The sequence below is a fragment of the Exiguobacterium sp. s145 genome, assembly GCF_018618835.1.
Lineage (GTDB): Bacteria > Bacillota > Bacilli > Exiguobacteriales > Exiguobacteriaceae > Exiguobacterium_A > Exiguobacterium_A artemiae.
The window spans coordinates 77,431-94,082 of the sequence record NZ_JACSMV010000002.1 but is presented as its reverse complement, the minus strand read 5'-3'; the positions used below and the strand labels follow the sequence as shown (position 1 = coordinate 94,082).

The 16,652-nt window shown below is 48.4% G+C and carries 21 protein-coding genes; 13 read left to right on the top strand and 8 right to left on the bottom strand.

What is annotated here, in order from left to right; all coding sequences use genetic code 11:
- Positions 1–112 precede the first annotated feature (112 nt).
- The 3 genes from KNQ07_RS03420 to KNQ07_RS03410 all read right to left on the bottom strand — a co-directional run bounded on the left by KNQ07_RS03420 (position 113) and on the right by KNQ07_RS03410 (position 1,638).
- Entirely contained in the window at positions 113–496 is a 384-nt protein-coding gene (locus tag KNQ07_RS03420) for a hypothetical protein (protein WP_214764817.1), read from the bottom strand.
- Positions 497–576: 80 nt separating this feature from the next.
- The gene (locus KNQ07_RS03415) at positions 577–1,143 is read right to left on the bottom strand and encodes a hypothetical protein (RefSeq protein ID WP_214764816.1); all 567 of its coding nucleotides are present in this window, start codon (positions 1,141–1,143) and stop codon (positions 577–579) included.
- 24 nt (positions 1,144–1,167) lie between these two features.
- Positions 1,168–1,638, bottom strand: a complete 471-nt coding sequence (locus tag KNQ07_RS03410; RefSeq protein WP_214764815.1) for a GNAT family N-acetyltransferase — start codon at positions 1,636–1,638, stop codon at positions 1,168–1,170.
- 161 nt (positions 1,639–1,799) lie between these two features.
- Between KNQ07_RS03410 and KNQ07_RS03405 the strand changes: the two genes are divergently transcribed.
- The 6 genes from KNQ07_RS03405 (at position 1,800) to KNQ07_RS03380 (ending at position 5,458) form a co-directional block, all read left to right on the top strand.
- Complete coding sequence (locus tag KNQ07_RS03405) at positions 1,800–2,237, top strand: NUDIX domain-containing protein (protein ID WP_012370370.1); 438 nt, start codon at positions 1,800–1,802, stop codon at positions 2,235–2,237.
- A 14-nt stretch (positions 2,238–2,251) separates the two neighbouring features.
- Positions 2,252–2,716 carry a GNAT family N-acetyltransferase gene (locus KNQ07_RS03400; RefSeq protein WP_214764814.1) on the top strand — a complete coding sequence of 155 codons (465 nt, stop codon included), beginning with the start codon at positions 2,252–2,254 and terminating at the stop codon, positions 2,714–2,716.
- A gap of 248 nt (positions 2,717–2,964) precedes the next feature.
- Positions 2,965–3,339, top strand: coding sequence for a YciI family protein (locus tag KNQ07_RS03395; protein WP_012370373.1), 375 nt, complete (start codon positions 2,965–2,967; stop codon positions 3,337–3,339).
- Positions 3,340–3,448: 109 nt separating this feature from the next.
- A complete protein-coding gene (locus KNQ07_RS03390) occupies positions 3,449–4,153 on the top strand; it encodes an ABC transporter ATP-binding protein (protein WP_214764813.1) in 705 nt (234 codons plus the stop codon).
- Entirely contained in the window at positions 4,150–4,923 is a 774-nt protein-coding gene (locus KNQ07_RS03385) for an ABC transporter permease (RefSeq protein ID WP_012370375.1), read from the top strand. The genes KNQ07_RS03390 and KNQ07_RS03385 overlap by 4 nt, the downstream gene beginning before the upstream one ends.
- Positions 4,924–5,137: 214 nt before the next feature.
- The gene (locus tag KNQ07_RS03380; RefSeq protein ID WP_012370376.1) at positions 5,138–5,458 is read left to right on the top strand and encodes a hypothetical protein; all 321 of its coding nucleotides are present in this window, start codon (positions 5,138–5,140) and stop codon (positions 5,456–5,458) included.
- 10 nt (positions 5,459–5,468) lie between these two features.
- On the opposite strand, the gene KNQ07_RS03375 is transcribed toward KNQ07_RS03380, so the two are convergent.
- Entirely contained in the window at positions 5,469–5,816 is a 348-nt protein-coding gene (locus tag KNQ07_RS03375) for a hypothetical protein (protein ID WP_012370377.1), read from the bottom strand.
- 119 nt (positions 5,817–5,935) lie between these two features.
- Here KNQ07_RS03375 and KNQ07_RS03370 point away from each other — a divergent pair, with 119 nt between their 5' ends.
- The 3 genes from KNQ07_RS03370 (at position 5,936) to KNQ07_RS03360 (ending at position 7,804) form a co-directional block, all read left to right on the top strand.
- Positions 5,936–6,238, top strand: coding sequence for a putative quinol monooxygenase (locus tag KNQ07_RS03370; protein ID WP_214764812.1), 303 nt, complete (start codon positions 5,936–5,938; stop codon positions 6,236–6,238).
- Positions 6,239–6,299: 61 nt separating this feature from the next.
- Positions 6,300–6,737, top strand: coding sequence for a hypothetical protein (locus KNQ07_RS03365; protein WP_214764811.1), 438 nt, complete (start codon positions 6,300–6,302; stop codon positions 6,735–6,737).
- 104 nt (positions 6,738–6,841) lie between these two features.
- On the top strand, positions 6,842–7,804 hold the full coding sequence (locus KNQ07_RS03360; protein WP_012370380.1) for a DMT family transporter: 963 nt from the start codon (positions 6,842–6,844) through the stop codon (positions 7,802–7,804).
- Between the two features lie 39 nt (positions 7,805–7,843).
- Here KNQ07_RS03360 and KNQ07_RS03355 read toward each other — a convergent pair whose 3' ends face one another.
- Positions 7,844–11,554: an FtsX-like permease family protein gene (locus KNQ07_RS03355; RefSeq protein WP_214764810.1), complete on the bottom strand. Its 3,711-nt coding sequence runs from the start codon at positions 11,552–11,554 to the stop codon at positions 7,844–7,846.
- Positions 11,555–11,896: 342 nt separating this feature from the next.
- On the opposite strand from KNQ07_RS03355, the gene KNQ07_RS03350 reads away from it, so the two are divergent.
- From KNQ07_RS03350 to KNQ07_RS03335, 4 genes are read left to right on the top strand one after another with little or no spacing between them, the layout of a single operon-like run.
- On the top strand, positions 11,897–12,052 hold the full coding sequence (locus tag KNQ07_RS03350) for a hypothetical protein (protein ID WP_214764809.1): 156 nt from the start codon (positions 11,897–11,899) through the stop codon (positions 12,050–12,052).
- A 16-nt stretch (positions 12,053–12,068) separates the two neighbouring features.
- Entirely contained in the window at positions 12,069–12,545 is a 477-nt protein-coding gene (locus KNQ07_RS03345; protein ID WP_214764808.1) for a hypothetical protein, read from the top strand.
- A 15-nt stretch (positions 12,546–12,560) separates the two neighbouring features.
- Entirely contained in the window at positions 12,561–13,103 is a 543-nt protein-coding gene (locus tag KNQ07_RS03340; protein ID WP_214764807.1) for a nucleotidyltransferase family protein, read from the top strand.
- 33 nt (positions 13,104–13,136) lie between these two features.
- A complete protein-coding gene (locus tag KNQ07_RS03335) occupies positions 13,137–13,502 on the top strand; it encodes a hypothetical protein (RefSeq protein ID WP_214764806.1) in 366 nt (121 codons plus the stop codon).
- 68 nt (positions 13,503–13,570) lie between these two features.
- On the opposite strand, the gene KNQ07_RS03330 is transcribed toward KNQ07_RS03335, so the two are convergent.
- From KNQ07_RS03330 to KNQ07_RS03320, 3 genes are all read right to left on the bottom strand, one after another.
- Positions 13,571–14,341: a hypothetical protein gene (locus tag KNQ07_RS03330; protein WP_261966320.1), complete on the bottom strand. Its 771-nt coding sequence runs from the start codon at positions 14,339–14,341 to the stop codon at positions 13,571–13,573.
- A 45-nt stretch (positions 14,342–14,386) separates the two neighbouring features.
- Entirely contained in the window at positions 14,387–14,788 is a 402-nt protein-coding gene (locus KNQ07_RS03325) for a VOC family protein (protein ID WP_214764805.1), read from the bottom strand.
- 92 nt (positions 14,789–14,880) lie between these two features.
- Positions 14,881–16,629, bottom strand: a complete 1,749-nt coding sequence (locus KNQ07_RS03320; protein ID WP_214764804.1) for a methyl-accepting chemotaxis protein — start codon at positions 16,627–16,629, stop codon at positions 14,881–14,883.
- Between the last annotated feature and the right edge of the window lie 23 nt (positions 16,630–16,652).

Here is a 16,652-nt window from a genome sequence, read left to right as displayed (position 1 = left end):
TAATCACAGGGTTAAAATAGGTTTTATTTATATGAAAAAATCCTTGAAGCAACAAATGAATCATCTGTTGCTTCAAGGATTTAGCGAAAACGCTTCGGTTCTGATTAAAGAGTTAGATACGCGTAGTAGAAAGTGCATTGCTTTTTCCGACTGCCGTCACCGTACTGAAGATGCTGATGACTGTTCCAATCACCGCAGTCAGCACAATCACAAGTGAGCCATCGGGTGTCATGAATCCCATGGGAATCAGTCCGATGAAGGACAAAGAAATGATTGATTGATAGGCCGCATTCATCACTTTCATGATAGTGTTCTCAAAAAACGACAGAAAAAGAGGTGGTAGGAATAATAAAACAACGATTGCGATTGAAAGGCTGAGAGCTTTGGGCTGGTCAAATGAAATGACGCTCTGACCGACGGCATACCGCGCGGCAAGCAGCAGGGTGGCAACAGCCAGTGTCATGGAAAGAAGAACAAACGATACTCTTTTAATCATGGACAACCCTCCTTAGATGTTCAGAGTACCACAAATGGTCTTTATATGTAAAATAATGGTTTTTAGATGTTACCTATTCTTCAACTGATTTCACCGTTCCGTCCGCAATGGAATTCAATCGTCGGAATATGTCCCGTGACGATTCCGTCCTTCGTATAGTACCCGCCGAGACTGATTTCATACGTTTGGTTGGCATCGATACGCGTCGCGGTATAGCCTTTTTGAACCCATGTCCCTTTTGTCCGGGATTCGGACGTGACGGAAACCGTCTCCGAGCAGGGATGGCGTCCGGCACTTTGACTGTAGACGGTTGTAATATCCGGCCGGACGTTGATGTCACTTGCTGACTCCTCTTTGACCGCCTGTTTCTCGTTTGATGTCAAAGCGATTTTGAAGGTACTCCGCTTCTTGGCGATTTTTCTGAATTCCTCGACCGGACGCCAGTCTTCATCCTGAAAGGAATAGATCGGGGCCAACTCCAGCTCACCGTCCGGATTGCTTTGATTGACGGATTCAATCACGATCTCATATTGCTGATACCATTCATTTTTTTGCTCCGTCGTCGGTCCGTTTGTCTCGGCGATCGCGTCCGGGGATAACGGAATCAGTAACGTAAGAGCCGTTAACGCCGTACATATAGTTTTCATCATCGACATCCTCATTCTCCTTTTTCAGACCATGATTTTCTGATAGTGAATCAGCGTTGCTCTGTCGTTCAATGGCTTACGGATACCGGTTTCAACGTAACCCATCTTTTCGTATAACTGACACGTTTTCGTTTCTTCGAATAGACTCGACAGTTCCCACGTCTTGGCCTGCGGATAACGGGCTTCCGCGAGCAGCATGGCTTGTTTGGCAAATCCTTTGCCTTGCGCATCCGGTGCCAGAAACAACGGACTGATCCGGAAATAAACGTCTTCGTTCCAGCGAATACAGATCGCGCCGACGAGCTGTCCGTCCGCGATGATCTTTAAAAAACAGCCTGTCGGATGATGAATGCGCGCGTAGACCCGGTCAATCGTTTCATTTGCCGGATTCGTCTCGTAATCTTGATACTTTTTAAGCAATGGACTGAACGCCGCGACTTGCAGCTCGAATAAAGCAAGCGCGTCTTCAGCTGTTGCTTTTTCCAAATGAATCATCCTGATCCTCCTTTTTTGACGTATTGGAATTATTTTGCCATAAGGTCATTCATATGGAATTATTTTTCCTATTTTATAGAGGGCTCTCCCTGTCTGAAAAAGACTATGGTATAGTAGATAAGTTAAAAAATACCATCTACCGATTTGAGGGGGGAATGAGCATGACACGTCAAAAAAATATCGTCTATAACGTCTTATTGAACGAGGAACGGGATCAAGTGTTAATGGTCAAAAACATCGGACCGTCTTATTCGTATTACACGTTGCCCGGGGGAACAGTCGAAGCGGGGGAGACGTTACCGGAAGCAGCCGTCCGGGAAGCGAAGGAAGAAACCGGATATGACGTTGCGGTCGGGGAACTGTTACACGTCAGCGAAGCGTTTTTTCCGCAAGTCGATGAACATTGTCTGTTCTTCTTTTTCCAGTCGGAGATTCGCGGGGGCGAAATTGGCACGATTTTTCCGGATGAAATCGAAGAGATATCGTGGGTGACGATTGCCGACGCCGTTCAGTTCATGAATCTGTCGAAAGAATACGAACAGATTCTGACGACGCAACAGACGGTCCCGTACGTCTTCAATGGACAAATCACACACTGAGCGGAGGGGTACACATGCAGATTGTCGAGACAACGGACCTGGATACATTAGCTAGGCTGAATCGCTACGTCCATGAGCCGCATGTCGTGCAACAGCCCGACTTCTTTAAACCGTTTGACTTTACGACAGTCCGGGCGTTTTTTGCGAAAATCGTCGGAACCGGAACCCATCAGTTTTTGCTGGCGGAACTCGACGGGGAAGCGATCGGATACGTCTGGATTGAATATCTCCGGCGCCCGGAAAGTGCCTTTCAGTTTGCCCATTCGAAAGCCCGCGTCCACCATCTCTGTATTGTCGATGACAAACAGCAGCAAGGGTTCGGCCGTCAGTTGTTGGTTGAAGTCGAGCGCCGGGCACTCGAACAAGACATACATAAAATTGATCTCGACTACTGGATGAGCAACGACGGGGTCGATGTCTTCTACGAGCGGCTTGGCTTTGAAAAGATGCGCCAAGTCGTCGCCAAATCGTTACATTAAGAAAGAGGGAAGTGCGAATGGATTACACGGATTTGAATTTCATTTTTGGTTTGCTGCGCATAGCAGTCCTCGTCATGGCGATTCCGTCAATGCTATACGCTCTGTATCTGTTACGCAAAATCGCCAATAAATAAGCGGCACCTTGTTTCCTCGACGGAGACAAGGTGTTTTGTATTACATCGATTGAAAACAGGGTACTTAAATAATGAACGACGTCTCAGGAAAGCCTTGGAACTAGGAGGGATCAGATGTTATTTCTATTCATCGGTTATTACGATGCAGAAAAGATGAATCAGTCCTCGCAACAAGAGCTCGATGCCGTCATGGAACGGTGTAATCCACCGCTCGAAACGTTTTTTACGAAGCTCAACGTTCTGTATGAATGGCATCCGGGAGCCGAAACGAAACGGGCCCGGCTTCTCGACGGTCAGATTCAGCATCAGGACGGACCGGATCCGGACAAAACGGAACAGATCGGCAGTCTGATCGTGTTTGAAGCGGATGATTTGGAACGGGCGGTCGACTTGGCGTTACTTCATCCGACGACCCAGTTACCGGAAGCACAGAAGTACGGCTGGCGGATGGAAGTGCGGCCGCTGATTGACCCAAAAGAAGCCAAATAAACGGTTTTTTGAACATACAGCGCGTCGAGGCGTTGTATGTTTTTGTGATTTTCGGGTATACCTGTTTCATAGCGGATTAATTGAAACCAGAAAGTCAGGTGAAGCAGACGTGTCGATCATTACCTTTGAAGACGTGCAGTACAAACACATACTCCGTGGCATCTCAGGTGCTTTTACGGAAGGAAAAATCACGACGCTCGTCGGACCAAGCGGTGCCGGTAAATCGACGTGCTTAAAACAAATCAACGGATTGATTTCCCCGGACAGCGGTCGGATTCGTTACCGTGGCGAGGACTTGGAACAGATGAACCTCGTCGAACTGCGGAAACAGATCGGAATGGCGTTTCAAAGTGCGCCGATGCTGCCGGGGTCCGTCATGGATAATCTCAGTTTGCCGAAAACAATTTTTCACGAGACATTGGCACCGGATGAAGCGAAGCGGCTGCTCGAACAAGTCGACCTCCATGTCGACTTGAAGCAACCGGTCAAAGAGTTGTCGGGCGGTGAACGAAGCCGGCTCGCGATTGCCCGGACGCTTGTCAATCGACCGGATGTCTTGTTGCTTGACGAAATCACGGCCAGTCTTGATTTTCGGATGGTTAAGGAAATCGAACAGCTGATTCAGCGTCTGCAACGCGAGCTTCAGGTGACCGTCATCTGGATCACGCATGATCTTGATCAGGCACGGCGTGTCAGTGAAGAGGTCTGGTTCTTAAAGGACGGCCAATTGCTTGAGCACGGGGACGTTTCGCTGCTTGAACCGGACGGAACACGCCCGGACATCGAAGCCTTCTTGAAGGGGGAATCGTTATGAGTTACGTCCAACTGGCGACGTCGCTGATTTTCATTGCGATTCCGCTGATTCTTGCCTTTACGCTGAAGCTCGGTCTCGAAAAAGATATCCTGATTGCGACCGTCCGTTCCATCATTCAATTGCTGATCATCGGCTATATTCTGACGTTTGTTTTCGAGAGCGACAGTCCGATCTATATCCTGTTGATGATTCTGCTGATGATCGGAGCGGCGACGCTCAACGTCATCCGCAAGGGCGACGGGATTCCCGGGATCCAGTGGATTGTTCTTGCGACGCTGATTTCGGTCGAAGTGCTGACGATGGGGCTGATGCTCGGTCTAAACATCATTCCGTTTGAAGCCCAGCAAGTCATTCCAATCAGCGGGATGGTGATCGGGAACTGTATGATTCTGTCGCTGTTATTCTTGAACAAGTTTAAGGACGAGGTCGAACGCAGTGACGAAGTGATCGAATTGATTTTATCCCTCGGCGGTGATACGAAAACGGCGATTGATACCAGTCTAAAAAGTGCCATCCGGACGAGTATGATTCCGACGATCGAAGCGCAGAAGACGATGGGTTTGGTTCAACTGCCGGGCATGATGAGCGGTCTGATCATCGGCGGGGCCAATCCGATGGAAGCCGTCCTGTACCAATTGCTGATCTTATTCCTGTTGCTGACGACGGCAGCGACGTCGGCTGTCCTCGTTGGTTACATGTCGTACCGGAAATTGTTTAATCAGAAATCACAGTTCATCGGTCTGACGTACCGGAAGGACAAACAGAACTGATTTGAATTTTGAAACAGCCCCTGAGACGCTTAGCGGGTTGAAGAATTAAAGCAGTAACAAACAAGCCGTGCAACCACTCTCTTTTCGGGAATCGGTTGCACGGCTTGTTTTTGAAGGATTCCTTTCCATCGCGGTCTTTCTTTAAAAAGCAGGAAATCTTTAATGAACAGCGAATTCTGTCTACAGAGAACAAAACGGAAACGGGGCGTTCGAAATGCGAAAGACGGTACTGGCACTACTCTTATTAGGAATGATCGGCGGCATCGGTTGGTTTTTTCTTGAGCAGGAACAGGATGAGACGTTTGAACAAATCGTACGGGCCCGGGTGACGACACATGTCGCCGCGCAATATGGCAAAGAGACGATCATTGCGGTCAGGTCTGCCTATGACAAGACAGCTTCTTCGAAAGAAGCCCGGCATCAGGTCGCCGTTCAATTGAACACCGATCCGCGCGGTGAATACCAGGTCTTTCGACTGGTGAAACAACAGGTCGTTTTCGTCGGCCGGACCCGCTCGTTACCGGAACGGGAATAAGCTGAACGCGTCAGTTTTTCTGTGTTCGTAACCGGACGTAGGAGACAAGCGTCGGGACAGCGAGCGCCAAAGCGACAACCGTTGCGAGCAGGAGCGGCACGGAATCAAGCATTATGTACGAGACGAAGGCTGCTACAATCAAGCCGGTTCGAAGGACATTCAATCGAAATGGTGCAGTAGGAAGATCCTGATCAGGTACAATGTATGCCATCCGGTACTGGAAGTAGAAGTGGACCAACAGTCCGAGTTGAATGATCAGCAGAAAAGTCGAATCGGATTGTTCGAAAAAGATGGCGTAAATCGTCATCATCATGACGAGCAGATACAAACCAGTCGTGACAAGCAGACGTTTTTTCAATAGAGGATCCTCCTTTTTCTTATGTAAGCTGTTACTTTCTATACGTTCGTATTACCCAAGTGTTCCCAGGAATTTTCATTCAAATAAGTAATCATCCAATCATGAAGGGGGAAATCAAGATGTTTTACGGATTATGGACAAAGTTCACGACCCAACCCGGTGAGGGACACCGATTGGTGGAGGTACTGTTAGAAGCAGCAACGTCCTTACAAGATGTCTCAGATTGTGAGCAGTATATCGTCAGTACGACCGAAGAAGCTGATACCGTAATGGTCCGGGAAATTTGGACGGATCAAGCGGCGCATGCTGCGTCTTTACAGTTGCCAGCGACCCGGCAGTTGATTGAACAGGTGAGACCGATTTTGTTGCAAGTTGAGCGGTTGCTGGAAGATCAGCCGCACGGAGGCAAAGGACTGGCATAATTTTTACAAAAAGAGGGAATCATTATAGCCAGAACACGTATGATCGTCATGAGGTGAGAAGATGAACAAACAAGAACGGATCCAAACCATTCAAACCATCCGCAAGAGAACGAAGCCGGCCCGGATTCTATCGGCCGTCGTTACCGGCGGCGCCTTTTTAGCGGCTCATTTTTTTGACCAATCCATTTGGTCGATGCTGGTACTGATCTGTGCACTCGCGGTTTCCGGCGTGATGTTAGGTCGCGAAAGTTTCGAAATCAGCCGGCTGTCAGATTCGACACGTGCCAAGTGGTTGGTTCAACTCCGGTCCATCATGGGTTTTGGTATTATTTCACTCATGTTGCTCCTGATCGTCACTACTGAACTTAGAGATGATACGGACATGGCACTGCTATACGTGGCAGGATTCATGCTGATTGGAATCGTCATCGAAATCGTCCTCGAGTACCGAATCCATCGAGCCGATCCGGAACAGCCGATGAGCAAAGAATACCGCTGACTACATCCATTTGTTGAAAAAGCATCTGTAGCATTCGGGTGCTTTTTCTTGTGTTCAACTGACGGTATAAGCAGGCAAATCGCTTTCCTGTCCGGCTCTGGCATATGATAGGAACGACTCGTACAAAAGGAGGGCTTCTTATTCTTGCCATTATCATCGGATTAATCATCGGGATCCTCGTTCCCGTTCAAACGAGTGTCAACACACGCTTACGCGGCATCGTCGGCTCGCCGTTCCTTGCCTCTCTGCTCTCTTTCAGCATCGGGACGGTTTTTTTGATCGTCCTGACGCTGTTCGTGGAACAGAATTTCCGTCTGAATCCGGGTGTCTGGTCGGAACCCGCCTGGATTTGGATCGGCGGTGTGCTCGGTGTCATCTTTTTAACCGGAAACATTCTACTGTTCCCGCGAATCGGCGGTGTTCAGACCGTCATCATGCCGATTTTTGGACAGGTCTTGATGGGTCTGTTGATTGATAATTTCGGTTGGTTTTCGACCGCCGTCACTCCGGTTTCCCCAAGTCGTCTGCTCGGCGCCGGATTTGTCCTGCTCGGTGTCGTCGGTACCGTTGCGCTCGGTGACTGGCTCGCAAAACGCCGGCATCCGGAACAAGCGAAGCCTGTCGATCCGACGATTTACGGGTGGCGGATCATGGGTGTCGTCATGGGAATGATGAGTGCCGCCCAAGCCGCGATCAACGGGCATCTCGGAGTGGTGCTTGATTCCGCCATTAAAGCAGCGTTGATTTCCTTTGTCGTCGGAACGGTGACCCTGTTGCTTGTCAATCTGATTGTCCGGACGAAGTGGCAGTTCGATCGGTCGCTCCCGACACCATGGTGGATTTGGATCGGCGGCTTGATCGGTGCTTTGTTCATCGCCGGCAATGCCGTCATCGTGCCGCTTGTCGGAGCGGGTGCTGCTGTCGTCATCGTCACCATCGGTCTGTTGACCGGCAGTCTGCTAATTGACCGGTTCGGTTTGTTTGGCGCAGCGAAAACGCCGGTCACCGGTGTTCAACTGGTCAGCCTCGGGCTGATGATTGTCGGTATCGTGCTGATCCGGCTCTAACTAAAAATGCTCCCTTCCGTCAGTGGAAGGGAGCATTTTTTAATCCAGTTCAATTTTGACGGTCGTCGGTTTCGGAAACGCTTCACTTGACGCATACATGACGAAAACAGACTGATCGTCCGGCACTTCATAAACAAAATCGATTTGCGAACGAAACGGAGGATAATACTGGAATCCATTTTTCCATGCTTTTTCGTTTCGGTTGACGTAATCGATTTGTTCATACTCGGTTCCGTCCGGTGCTTGCAGCGTGAACGTATTCGGCCGGTAATTCACGGAACTTCCGTCATAATCGTAATACGTATCCTGAAAAATCAACGGCAACGTGACCAATTGGTAACCGCTCCGCGGTTTTAATTTCAACTCTTTCGGCGGATTCGGCAACATAGCGTCCACATGAAACACTGCTTTTTTCTGAAGCGGATCACCCGGATAGGTCTTGACGACACCTTTATTCATCATCTGTTTTACCGCTTGTTCTTCTTGATCCGTCAAAGCCTTTGCTACCGGAGGCAACTCGATTTTGACGGTGACCGTTCTCGGGAACGCATCATCCGATGCATACAGGACCAATACTTTTTCGTCTTCCGGTACTTGATAGACGAGATCAACACGTGATTTTTCGCCTGAAACATACTGATAACTGAACTTCCAGGCTTTTTCATTATGATTGACATAATCAACCGGCAAGTATTCTTTCCCGTCAGGAGCGGTCATCGCATAGGTACTTGGCCGATAATTGGCTACCAAACCTTTTGAGCGGGGATCCTGATTATCCTGCATGGTCACCGGAAGCGTCACAAAACGGTAACCCGGTTTTTCTTGTAAATCGAGCTCTTTTGGTGTTTCGATCAGCGGAGCGACATAAAAGAACTGATTGTTGATCTGTTCACCGCCCGGAGTCGTCTGCACCATACCTTTTTTCATCAGCTTCTTGATTTTTTTATCGGTTTCCGTCTGCGAAACCGCCGTCTTTTTCTTCGAATCGGTCTGGTTTAAATCGGCCATTTTCGCACCGGTCGTTTGAACGGCAGGCGGTTTATCCTGCGCCTGTTTTGGTGCTTGCGTGATATCTTCGTTTGCTGCAAACAGGAACAGGCTGGAGACGCCGGCGACTAAGACGACACCGATCGTGCCGAGCGCCAGTTTAAAGCGGCGTTCCGTCGCCTGTGTATTGACGGCGACACTGCCGATTGCCGCATTCGGCGTAATCCGGACGGCCCGCTGTGCCGGCAACAGGGCACCGAGGACCCCGGTCACGACCGGGATGAACAGCATCACACTGAGGAAAAACAGCTCATTAACCGGGAATTGGTTGTAGACGTATCCGATCATCGCGAGCGCAAGCAAGAGACCGATCAGACCGGCGAACAACCCGGTCAGCATGCCTTCTGTCAGGACGAGCAGCCGGATCCAACCGTCGCGCCAACCGGTTGCTTTTAAGACGGCCAGTTGCGGTTTTCGCTCATTGACGTTTTGCCACATGATTTCCGTTGTTGTCAGAATCGCAATCAAGAGGGCGACCGCCATCGCGACGTAATGCATCGTTCCGACTTCAAGCGCGACATATTCACCGAGCCAGGTCGCATATAAGACGCCTTTCAGTCGGAACGTCACGAACAGGAAGAAGATAAACAGACTGGTCGGCAGGGCAATTGCGACGATTGACAGCAATGTCCGTTGCCAGTAGGTGAACAGTTGATTGAGACTCATCCCGAAAATCGATTGCGACCGGACAAACCGGCGGCCTTTTGAGACTTCACCGGACCGCATGCTTTCAAACGGCCGGATGCGGCGGATCAGAGCCATCGGGACGAGCGTGCCGCCCCAATAAATCAACAGACCGGCGAGTCCGATCAAAAGGATCCGGCCGAGGGCGATCGGGTGATCCGTCGTCAGCCAGAACGAACCGAGAATCGTCCAGGAAATCAGGGCGACGAACGTTCCGAGCAGTGTCGCCTCTAAAAACAGCAGCTTCGACAGCTGACGCGGACGCCAGCCGAGTGACAGTAGAATCGCAAACTCTTTTTTACGGGCATAGAGCAAGATGACGTTTGAACTGAAGACATAAACGAGCGCGACCGCAATCACACTTGCGATGACGCCGCTCATCCCGACTTTTGCTTCCTGGAAAATCGCCATCGAGGAACCGAGTTTGATCCACGGTTGCTGGACCCATCCTAAAGCCGATTCATTTTTTAAGCCGGGCAGGTAGGTCAGGGCGAGCTGCGGCGAGGACCCGAGTGTAACATCAGTAATCAGTCCTGTCTTGTCTTCAATCTCTTGCGCGACCGCCTGTAATTTTTTTTCGCTCGTCGCATTCATGGCTTCGACCCCTTTGACGTTGACCCGGATGGCCGAGATGGCTTTGTCGCCACGGAGTTTGAACGCCGCATCGAGCGTCGTCAGCATCGACGGCGGTTTCGTCAGGAAGTCATACGGGTCATTCGTTGGCTTGACGTCACGGACGGGATTGACGGGCCGTTCGTCTTTGTCCATAACCCACTGGGCTTTCGCCGGGAAGTACGTTTCCATCGGCAGTTCCGTCAATGGATCCTTTGGAATGTTCAGCTTTTGTGGATCAAAGACACCGATGAAATTTAAAGTCATCTTCGGTACGGATTTAAAATTGATGGACGTATCTCCAAATGTCCGTGCTTTTCGGTACATCGTTCGTTTGGCCAATTGAATATCTTCCGGCACTTCCTGTGGTGTGATCTGATAGGCAAACGGCCATCGTGTAGCGAACGGACTCGCGAGCGCCTGGTATTCAACGGAGGAAGGCTTTAAGTACATCCAATCGAAGCTTCCGGTTGGTTTGGACGGAACCGTTCCTTTTAAGATGTCGTTGACCAGTTCTTCAGAGGTTTCGTTTGTCGTAATCTTGTAGACTTTCGCAGGTTGAAGCGGAAGCGTCTTCAGATACGATTTCCCGCCTTTTTTCATAATGTCCTGGACGGTCTCGGTCATCGAATCATTGACTAAGGACACATCGACTTTTTCGTAACGATACTTCCGGTAGGCATCGACGTATTCATGACTGTTTAAAATCAATGGGATCTTCCAGACATCGTTTCCGTTGTCTGTTGCGATATCGTCTTTTGTAAAGTAACGGCTATGTGTCGCTTTTTTCGTCGCTTGATCAAGACCGACAAGTTTTGCCTCTGCTTCCGGATCGATTCCGGCGAGCATCGTCGCACTGCCGAACTCCATCAGTGGTTGTTTTCCCAACTCTTGCGGCGAAAGATCCCGGTTTAAGCCATCACTTTCGGAAGGAGACCACCCGGCACCTAAAAAGTAGGAGTTTGTTTCCTTTTCCTGTTGTAAACCGGTATCCTGAACGTCTTGGATCGTAACTTTATAGATACCGGGCTCTTTGAAATCATACGTACCCAGTTGGGCATCTGCATAGTAATTCCCGATCATGGCAATCGGTGCCGCAACTTCAACATCCGTGATCTGTTTGATCGTTTCGTATTGTTTTCGCGTGATGCCGCCATCGAGCCCGCTCATGTAGTTCGGCTCAAGCAGTTTCAGGTCTTCCGTCACACTGCGGCTGCCGGGCGGCCGGACGACGATGTCGTAAGATGAGCCCCAACGTTTTTGCAACTCTTCGACGACGGTGCCGTTGTTTGCCTGCGTCGTCCCGATCAGGTAACTGAGGCCGGTGCTGACGATCAGGACGCCGACAAGGAGCAGGATAAACCGCTCCTTGTTACGCCACCAGGAATTCCAGATGAATTTAAGCATCGGCCGTTCCTCCGATCATCCTTTGGCTATAAAAAAACGAAACAACAGGTTCAATAAATGATGGTTCATTCATTCGGATGACGATTGGATTTTTACGTACATCGCTCATCACAGTTCCTCCCTCAAAAGTTGTATGACATATTTTTCATTTTAAAATGATTATTTTACCATTATATACAATTAAAGAACCTTTTTGGTTCAGAATGGAGATAATTATCTAAAAATTCCATCAATTTATTTTTGCGATTCGTCCAGAAGGACCGCTTAATCTGGTTAAAGGACATCCGGTAAATGGAAGCGAATAGGATATAAAGTAGAAGATTTCTAAAAGGAGGAATGGCGATGATCATGATTGGTATATTTGCCGTGATTGCTGTAGGAATGACGATTTTAGCGGCACGACGCGGTTACCGGGAACGGTTAATGGATGATCGTGCATATACGTCAAACGATCACGAACTGGATATCCATCATCGAAATGACCCGCCGTCCTGGTAAGGGGGAGGAAATATCCATGAAAAATAAACAGGAGCGGACCCGGTTCATTCAGGAGGCAAAACGGCGTCTGATGAAACAACGCATGTTGAGTGCACTGTTGTACGGAACAAGTATCGTCCTGATTGTCGCCAATCGGGGAGCTTACTGGCCGTTCGCCGTTCTCATCGTTGCGCTGGTCTTGATTGCCCGCCTGCACTCAAAAGAAGTCAACCGGGATATGGCGCTGACACCGAACCCGGCAATGAAGCGGATCATCCAAGTCCAGTACGTGATTGATTATTGTTTCATCGTCTTGGTCGGTCTTTTTTTGCCGGTCGTATTAAACCTGAGTCCGCCGTTCTTCACGAGCATCGGGGTTTATCTGTTGCTTGCCATTATGCTCTTGATGGCGGATACGATCCTTGAACGCCGTGGAAAACTACTCGACCCCGAACATCCGACAAAAAAAGAGTTGCGGACCTATCCGAAGACATGGAAAAAGATCAAGACATAATCGGGGGGAAGACAGATGCAAGACACAACCGGAATCTACAAGCAGTTACTTGAAAACGAAGCATTACAAGAACAGTTGGCTCTCGTCGACCACCTCGGAGTGCCGGATGCCTGGATTTGCGCCGGTTACATCCGGTCGTTGATTTGGGGACTGACTTTGACTGAGGAGCAGGACATCGATGTCGTCTATTACGACGCGGCCGATACATCGGAAGCGACGGAAAAACAGTATGAGGAACAGTTGAAATCATGGCAACCGTTGCCATGGTCGGTCAAAAACCAGGCGCGGATGCATCTGAAAAACGAGTTGCCGCCGTATCAATCGACGTGTGATGCGATCGCGCATTTTCCGGAAACGGTGACAGCGATTGCGGCAAAGTTAACGGACGGACAGTTGCAGTTGTATTTGGCATACGGCGCATCCGATTTACAGAGCCGGACGATCCGTCCGACACCGCTGTTCTCAAAAGGGTTACCACGTCATACGATTTTTCAAAAACGGGTCACCGATAAAGGATGGGACAAGCGGTCTGATTTACGGATCGTCGACCGGTTCTAAAAAATCAGGATCAACTGTCAAAGGAGGGTTCAGATGGATTTTCGGAAGATGCTTATTGCCGGCCTCGGTGCCCTACTGATTTTTTATCTGTTCCGGGAACCGCCGGCGCCTGACTATAAAAAGAAATTTAATACCTCCATCGAGACCGTGATTAAACTGGAAAACGAAGAACTCGTTCGGCAGAATCACGATCCGATTGTCCGAAAAGAAACGGGAATTGAAGTCAGTGATGACGGGGACTGGATTGAATTGTACTATGATACTCCTCTGCAGGGAGATCAAAGAAGTGTCTACAAAAAGCAGGGTGACCGGTACGTCCGGGTGACGGACATAGAGACGGTTTCCGATCAACTCGACAAATCGGATACGACGTATATCGAAAACTTAGGAATCAAGTGAAGGAACAGCTAAAGGAATCAGAAAAACGCTGATGCCAGAATTGACCGGCATCAGCGTTTGTTTATGTTTCATAATTCTTTATTGAATAAGATCTTATATTCTTGGCATAACTCCATTACTTTGTCAGAGTAAGGAGATTTTTCAATGAGAAAATATTCAAGAGATTCATATGTCCCTGTAACTTGTTCAATTGCCATATTGTTAATCAATTTTTTTACACTAGAAATAAAAGATAACTTATCGTTATCACTTACAGTTCCAATACAATCATTTTTAGATTCAGATTGATTTGTGCTTGCAAAGGAAATAATATCAGATGCTTTTTCATGTATATTAACTTTACGTTCGTTATGATGATTCATATATTTATAAATCATTTCGAAGTGATTCAAATCAAAATCATTAACATTCCCTAATATATCTAGCATTACAGCTGATTCAGGACTTTCAAGTAATTTTGTATTATTAATAACACGCCCACTATAAATTGCGAGCATTGCTTTTGCACGTGGCGAATTTGAACGGTCTGCAATATCAAGACATCTGCTTATGTAAAATTTAACGATTTCGTCATTTTGAAGTCGTTCCTTTAATTGCTCTATATTTTCTTCTGAGAAATTTCCTGAAATATATAATTGAGATATTAATGTGTCCAAATAATTTATTCGATACTCTTTTGAAAAATTCTGAAGACCTTGAATAATCCCTTTGATAGAACTAAAGGTTTCTAACGTCTCCAACATAAGATCGCTAATAATATTTTTCGAAAGTACTGTCTTAAAAAATACGTCAGATTCATTTTGCATTCTTTGAGAGATGTTAAATTCGTTTTTATCCACGTGCTCGACTCCTTAATTTTTTATGGAGATAACATAAATGTCTGTTTACTCTTTAATCGTCCATGTATCCCGCAGTTCAATGATCGTTCCTTCCGGTGCCTTCAGTTTACTGAGGTGACCGTCGACGACGAAATAGATGTTGCCGCCGTGTTTCGGTAAAAACGGAATCCCGAGCTGTTCGAGCCGGGCGACTTCTGCCTGTAAATCATCGACGTACAACGCGAAATGAACGGGACCTGCCGTATGTTTCGTATAGGACGTCAAGGTCTCGTCGACTTTGTTCGTCTGCAGTTCGATGTAGAAGTCACCGAGCTTCAGCCAGCTGTTAAACGCACGGCTGTGGAAATCAGGGGATTCCTGGACCAGTTCGAAGCCGAGGTGTTCGTAAAAGGTTTTCGACGCGGTGTAATTGGTCGTTTGGATACAGAGGTGATGGATTTGTTTCAATGGAAAAACTCCTTTCAAGTCGTGTTCAGCGCATTCGATTTAAATGTTAGCACAAACAAACGTCCGCTTCCCATCGAGGAAACGGACGTTTTTCAAGATTCCAGTTCAAACTTCTCTGTCTGATCTGTCAAGTAAGCCGATGTTTCATTCAACGTCTCGACCAGAACATGCAGTCCGGTAATCGTCGCAATCATCTGTTCGGAGGCGGCGGCGACTTCTTCGTTACCTGCCGTATGTTCTTCGGCGACAGCGGCGATTTCAGTCAAGGCACTGCGGATCCGTTCTTCCGTCCGGGCAACAGCCAGCATTTGTTGTCGCATCCCGGCAGCGGACGAGGCCACTAATCCGACTTGTGCCGCGATGTGCGAAAACGAGTTGTCCGTCGCCTGAATTTCCTGTTGACCGGATACCGTCTCCTGTAACGTCTCAGCAAACCGGACTTCCATTTGGGACGAATTGCCGGTGATGTTCTGAACGATTGCCGCAATTTGATCAACGCTGCTTGCGACATGTGTCGACAGTTTCTTCACTTCGGTTGCGACGACCGCAAATCCTTTGCCTTGTTCACCGGCACGCGCCGCTTCGATGGCGGCGTTCAAGGCAAGTAAATTCGTTTGCGCCGCGATGTCCCGGATGATCGTAACGAGCGCTTGGATATCACTTGACTGTTGTTTTAATTGCCGGACCTGTTCCGTAGCTTCCGCGACATGCGCATGAATCGTATTCATCCGGACAACGGACTGCTTCATCTGGGTTTGTCCGTCTTGCGTCGTGCTGCGCATCGTCTCGACCGTCTGTTCGATTTCTTGACTGTCAGCTGCGGTTTTTTGGACCAGCCTTGAGAAACCGGTCATCTCATCCGTCAAGGTGAGTGTCGTATGGGTCTGACTTTCCGTTCCGGTCGCGATTTCCGACATCGTCTCGGCAATCTGCGTCGAACCGTCCAAGACCTCCGTTGTTCCGGCATCAATCGCCTGACTCGTTTCCGTGACGAGTACCGTCGTCCGTTTGATGTCGACGATCATCGTTCGAAGTGTTTCATTCATCTGTTGAATCGAGCGGGCGAGTGCATAAATTTCATCTTTTGCCGGAATTTTTAAATGATGCATCGTTTGCTGTGCCTGATCGAGTTTTCCGTCGGCAATCATCTTAGCGACGGATTGCAGGGTCTCGAGCGGTTTTAATTTCCGTCCGAGTATGTAGTAGAGGAGCCCCAGTGTCATAGCCAGTAAACCGACCAATAGACCGATGAAGAGCGGCAACGATTGTTTGAGCATCGCAGACGTCAAGTTCTCGACATCTTTCGCGGCAATGTCGGTTCCTAAAATGCCGATGATGTCACCGGTCGGACTTTTTAAGGGGACGTAGACGCTGATATATTTTCCGTACTTTGGATCATCAATGACATCAGTTGCGTGGGTTTTTCCCTGTAAAACTTCTTTCATGTCAGAGGCGACGGCTCCTGTTGCCGGATCATTGATTTTCGCGGCGTCAGCAATCGGAAGACCGTCAATCAACAGTTTGACCTTACCTTGATCGATTTTTGCCGTATAGACATACAACAAGCCGTTTTGTTTGCGTAATTGATCAAGCGATTCGCGTAATTGGTCATACGTCGCGTCATTCGTCGGATTCGTTAAAAATGTTTGGTAGGCGTCGGAATCAACCGTTTTGGCAATCCGGAGCGCATCCTGTTCCGCTGTCTTTTTAAGCGTCGATAACGCCGTTTGTTTCGTCGTCAGGTAAAGCGAGACACTGCTGAAAACAAAGAACAGGATGAGAATCAAGCTGATGATGAGCAGTAAACGTGTTCTGATGGAATGAGTCCGAGTCGTGTTCATATAAACCTCCTGATGAGTAATTC

Excerpts from the sequence above, each read along its gene's own strand:
- KNQ07_RS03420 (WP_214764817.1), bottom strand. The coding sequence starts at position 496 with ATGATTAAAAGAGTATCGTTTGTTCTTCTTTCCATGACACTGGCTGTT.
- KNQ07_RS03335 (WP_214764806.1), top strand. The coding sequence starts at position 13,137 with ATGGATTTTCGGAAGATGCTTATTGCCGGCCTCGGTGCCCTACTGATT.
- KNQ07_RS03415 (WP_214764816.1), bottom strand. The coding sequence starts at position 1,143 with ATGAAAACTATATGTACGGCGTTAACGGCTCTTACGTTACTGATTCCG.
- KNQ07_RS03320 (WP_214764804.1), bottom strand. The coding sequence starts at position 16,629 with ATGAACACGACTCGGACTCATTCCATCAGAACACGTTTACTGCTCATC.
- KNQ07_RS03405 (WP_012370370.1), top strand. The coding sequence starts at position 1,800 with ATGACACGTCAAAAAAATATCGTCTATAACGTCTTATTGAACGAGGAA.
- KNQ07_RS03345 (WP_214764808.1), top strand. The coding sequence starts at position 12,069 with ATGAAAAATAAACAGGAGCGGACCCGGTTCATTCAGGAGGCAAAACGG.
- KNQ07_RS03355 (WP_214764810.1), bottom strand. The coding sequence starts at position 11,554 with ATGCTTAAATTCATCTGGAATTCCTGGTGGCGTAACAAGGAGCGGTTT.
- KNQ07_RS03370 (WP_214764812.1), top strand. The coding sequence starts at position 5,936 with ATGTTTTACGGATTATGGACAAAGTTCACGACCCAACCCGGTGAGGGA.
- KNQ07_RS03380 (WP_012370376.1), top strand. The coding sequence starts at position 5,138 with ATGCGAAAGACGGTACTGGCACTACTCTTATTAGGAATGATCGGCGGC.
- KNQ07_RS03340 (WP_214764807.1), top strand. The coding sequence starts at position 12,561 with ATGCAAGACACAACCGGAATCTACAAGCAGTTACTTGAAAACGAAGCA.
- KNQ07_RS03365 (WP_214764811.1), top strand. The coding sequence starts at position 6,300 with ATGAACAAACAAGAACGGATCCAAACCATTCAAACCATCCGCAAGAGA.
- KNQ07_RS03410 (WP_214764815.1), bottom strand. The coding sequence starts at position 1,638 with ATGATTCATTTGGAAAAAGCAACAGCTGAAGACGCGCTTGCTTTATTC.
- KNQ07_RS03400 (WP_214764814.1), top strand. The coding sequence starts at position 2,252 with ATGCAGATTGTCGAGACAACGGACCTGGATACATTAGCTAGGCTGAAT.
- KNQ07_RS03395 (WP_012370373.1), top strand. The coding sequence starts at position 2,965 with ATGTTATTTCTATTCATCGGTTATTACGATGCAGAAAAGATGAATCAG.
- KNQ07_RS03350 (WP_214764809.1), top strand. The coding sequence starts at position 11,897 with ATGATCATGATTGGTATATTTGCCGTGATTGCTGTAGGAATGACGATT.
- KNQ07_RS03385 (WP_012370375.1), top strand. The coding sequence starts at position 4,150 with ATGAGTTACGTCCAACTGGCGACGTCGCTGATTTTCATTGCGATTCCG.
- KNQ07_RS03360 (WP_012370380.1), top strand. The coding sequence starts at position 6,842 with ATGATAGGAACGACTCGTACAAAAGGAGGGCTTCTTATTCTTGCCATT.